Below are 3,704 nucleotides of genomic sequence, written 5' to 3'. Positions count from 1 at the left end.
CCCGGTCGCGGTAAACGACCAGACTGACAGGCTTGTCGATCGAGACAGGTTTGTTCGTCATCGTTTTCTCCAGGCAGAAAAAAGCCCGCACGCGGCGGGCTGATTGAAAGTTGGGATTAATGCTTGTGGTTGGCCGTATTACCGGTGGTATCGATGATTGAACCGCCACTGTTGATATTTCCCGTTACGCGTAACGCACCATTGATCAGCACCTCACCATAAATCGTGACGTCACCATCGAGCGCAATCGCCCCGGACGTAACCACCACGGCGGTATCCGTAACGGTCGTCGATGAACTGCCTACCTTTATATCCACCGAACCGGACGGCAGATCGATGCTGTAACTGTGGGCCTTCCAGTCGTAAGTCAGCGACCCGCCATCGTCGAACAGCCAGCGTTCGACGTGATCCCGGTCATCCGGGGCTGGCCCGGCATCACCATACAAGCCGGGCACAAAGGTGCCTTGCGACACGTCACCGCTCGGGCTGAGCAAAGTGCCCTGCTCGCCCATGCTGGGCACCCGCCAGTGCCGCACCTTGCCGGCTGCCTGACTGTGCCAGCGCACCCAAGCACTGATCCATTCCCCGTCGGACACCCGACAGACTGGTGGTCTGACGGTCAGGTCGAGGGCCACCACGTAGCAATCCTTAATCATGCCGGCAATCATGCGGTCATGTTCAGAAAGCGCATGGTTCATGGGAATACCTCGGGCTGATCATCCTCACCCACATAGACCTTGAACGTCAGCGAACCGGGCGGCTCGTCTGGCCAAGGCCACTCCTTCTCTCCGAGGTAAATCGTCTGTGTCCACTCAACCAGCCACACCGTGTAGCCATCCAGCTCCGGCCGGGTCCAGTCCTGGGTTGAACGTTTGAACTCGGCAGGATCAACCGCCAGACCCCACGTCTGAGCCCGTAACAACACCGCCAGTTGCGTGGCCAGATGTAGGGCCTGCTGATAGTGCTGATCGCGGATCACGTCAACAATCACCCGTGCTTCAAAGGTGACGTTCAGGGTGCTTTCCCCGGTGCCAATATCGGTGCCCGGCTCAATCTCGGCGATATCAAGAAATACTGCCGGCAGCGGGATATGCTGCTCGATATCAGGCCAAAAGCTGACCAGCTGAATACCTGCCAGTGACTGCTGCAGATGCTGTTCGATCGCTTGATACAACAGGTCGAGGCTAAACCGCTGCTCAGACACGGCGCGTCCCCTTCAAATATTTCTGCAGCTCAAAGTTCATTTCTTGCCGGAGGATCTGCAGCAGCCGCTCATCGGCCTTGCGGCTCCAGGCTTCAAAATGCGGCCGTACTGAATCCAGTGAAATCTTGGCCTTGGCCAACGGAAAGCGATCGCTGTGTTCCCCCACAAAACCGGAGCTGGCCCCAGTCTGCGAAGTGACTTCGCTGTCGGGGTAATCGCTCCGGGCGAAGTGTTTACTGGCAGTACGGATCCAGATATCTGCCTGGTTGCCGTATACCTTTTTGTAGAAAGCGCCGCGATAGCGACGACTGCCCACTGACACACCGGCCTTGGTCTGCCGTGGCCGACCTGACCGGCTGGCTTCCAGCGGGTTGATGCCGAACCAGAGTTTGCCGCGGGCTTTCCCCCCGCCTTCAACTGGATAGCTGCGCAGACGCTGCCGCACCGCCTTTACCGCGATCCGCTCCTGCTTGCCCACGGCCCTTGCAATATGGGTACTGAGCCAGCCCAAGGTTTTATTGATTGCACGGCGTTGCGCGTTGGCAGCAGCTTTGGGTACCAACGTGGCCAAGTCCGCAAATGCTTTCATATCCTCGGTCGAAACCTGAATATTGAACATCCCGCTACTGGCCCGATTTTCACTAAAGCTGCCAATGCTCATGCACGTTTCCTCAAGATAAGGGATACCAGGCCATCGCCGCCGGGCTCCAGCTGCAGCAGGTCGTAGTCGCCACCACCGTCCAGCTCGGGCAGGTCGATGGTGACCAGCAACCCTTTAGTCAGGCCATCGGAGTCAGCGACCCGCACTACAAAGTGCGGCTCACGTAGGCCTGTATTAAGGCGACCAATCTGCGGCTGCTTCCACGGTGCCGAGAACATCCCCAGCACCGGCTCGGCGCGACCCTCGATGTGCCCGGTATCGCTCAGCACGTCGAAGATCACGCTGTCGATATCGGCCACCAGGTCTCGAATGCCCACGGTTACAGCTCCAGCAGGATCTGAGCGCGTGGACGGGTGCAGATGTGCAGCGGGTTGGACTGGGCTTCACCGGCCATACCCTTGTTGAACGGCATCGGCTCGATCTTGCTGTAGTACGGAATACCTTGGGTGTTGACGGTTTCCATGTAGTCGGCCGGAGCGAAGGCCGAGATGTACAAGTCCGGAACGCCTTCAGGGACCAGCAGTGCTTTGTCGTCGTGGACGAACGCAACGCTCGCGACCTTGCCGCGATAGCGTTCCCACACAATGCCGCCGAACTCGAAGCTCTCACGGGCATCACCACGCAACGCGGCAGCCTGTGCCGAAGCGACGTAGGTCTCCTTGATCGCCTTGAGCCCCATCATCTTGTTCCAGAAATTCTTGCCGCAGAACGCCCGGGCGCCCGTGCTGGTGACACTGCCCAGCGCATCTTCCTGCATGTCCAAGGCTTCGCCGCATTTGACGCGGAAATCTGTGTCCGCGACGGCCAGACCCATCGACATTTTTTGCCGCTCAACGCCAAAGCGTTTGTACAGATCGAGCAACACCGTTGTACCGTCTGCATCGAGAATCTGGCCATTCAACGCGCCCATACGCTGAAATTCGTGGGTGACGTCCAACTGGCGGCGGGCCTTCAGCAGGCGCGCATTGACTACGTCCTGCACGGCCTGCAACTCACTGCGGGTACCGAAAGCCCGGATGCCTTGAATCTCATCCGCTTTGATGGTGAAGCGCTCCGGCAAATGCACGGTGTTGAACGGGATCAGGGTGCGCTTGCTGGCACCCACGACCAGACCCGAAGTCCCGCGCTCACCGGCCGGTACCAGAGCCAGGGTGTCGCCGTCTTTTTCGATCTGCACGGTCAGGGTGGTGATGCCTTCTTCCTGAAACAGGCCAAGGCTGCTCAGGCGCCCGGGCAGGTATTGCTGTTCGTTGATAGCAGCGGTGAGCGACGAAACAGAAAACGCTTCGTCGTCAAAGATGGCGATATCGGCCATTGAGAACTCTCCAGAATGTAAAAACCCCGCTCGATGGCGGGGTGCAATAAAGGGGCTGTCGGCTTAGCGCACGATCACAAAGTGTTGAGCCAGAGATTTTTCGCCCTCCGGATGAAGCCCGGTCAAATGCGCCTCGCTGACTTCAGCCAGGCGAACCACTGCGCGACCACGGCGCACGATGTCGGACTCGCCCAGCGGGCCGTACAGAATGGCGACGGCGTTTTGAGTGCCGTCTTCTGCAGTCGGCTCATACGGTGCGAATTCACCGGAGGCGGTCACCAGTCCCAACACTTGGCCCGGGTTCAGCGCCGGACCAGCAGCCACGTTGATGGCTTCGCGGGAGATGTTACCGGCGCCTTCGGACAGCAGAAATTCGCCCGCGTGCATCGGCTCTTGTTTGTTGGTCATGCTTTTACCCCTGTCTGGGCGGCGCGACGGGCCGCGTAGATCGCATTAGTGTCAGGCTGTTTAGCCTGAATTTTTGGCACTGGGTCATCGTTGATAGGCAGGCTGTTGTCGATTTC

The 3,704-nt window shown here is 58.9% G+C and carries 6 protein-coding genes; all 6 read right to left on the bottom strand.

Annotation, left to right across the window (positions count from 1 at the left end):
- Window positions 1-116: 116 nt before the first annotated feature.
- Window positions 117-698, bottom strand: coding sequence for a phage baseplate assembly protein V (locus AWM69_RS22395; protein WP_218728555.1), 582 nt, complete (start codon window positions 696-698; stop codon window positions 117-119).
- On the bottom strand, window positions 695-1,204 hold the full coding sequence (locus AWM69_RS22390; RefSeq protein WP_218728553.1) for a hypothetical protein: 510 nt from the start codon (window positions 1,202-1,204) through the stop codon (window positions 695-697). Before AWM69_RS22390 ends, AWM69_RS22395 begins: the two co-directional genes overlap by 4 nt.
- Window positions 1,197-1,865 carry a hypothetical protein gene (locus AWM69_RS22385; RefSeq protein ID WP_218728551.1) on the bottom strand — a complete coding sequence of 223 codons (669 nt, stop codon included), beginning with the start codon at window positions 1,863-1,865 and terminating at the stop codon, window positions 1,197-1,199. Before AWM69_RS22385 ends, AWM69_RS22390 begins: the two co-directional genes overlap by 8 nt.
- Window positions 1,862-2,182: a hypothetical protein gene (locus tag AWM69_RS22380; protein WP_218728549.1), complete on the bottom strand. Its 321-nt coding sequence runs from the start codon at window positions 2,180-2,182 to the stop codon at window positions 1,862-1,864. The genes AWM69_RS22385 and AWM69_RS22380 overlap by 4 nt, the downstream gene beginning before the upstream one ends.
- Before the next feature lie 2 nt (window positions 2,183-2,184).
- Complete coding sequence (locus AWM69_RS22375; RefSeq protein WP_218728547.1) at window positions 2,185-3,180, bottom strand: major capsid protein; 996 nt, start codon at window positions 3,178-3,180, stop codon at window positions 2,185-2,187.
- 63 nt (window positions 3,181-3,243) lie between these two features.
- A complete protein-coding gene (locus AWM69_RS22370) occupies window positions 3,244-3,588 on the bottom strand; it encodes a head decoration protein (RefSeq protein ID WP_218728545.1) in 345 nt (114 codons plus the stop codon).
- Window positions 3,589-3,704 lie beyond the last annotated feature (116 nt).

The sequence above is a fragment of the Pseudomonas sp. D1HM genome, assembly GCF_019266105.1.
GTDB classification, from domain to species: Bacteria; Pseudomonadota; Gammaproteobacteria; order Pseudomonadales; family Pseudomonadaceae; genus Aquipseudomonas; species Aquipseudomonas taetrolens.
Note: the sequence above shows the minus strand (reverse complement) of the source record. Positions and strands in the feature narration are given on the sequence as shown.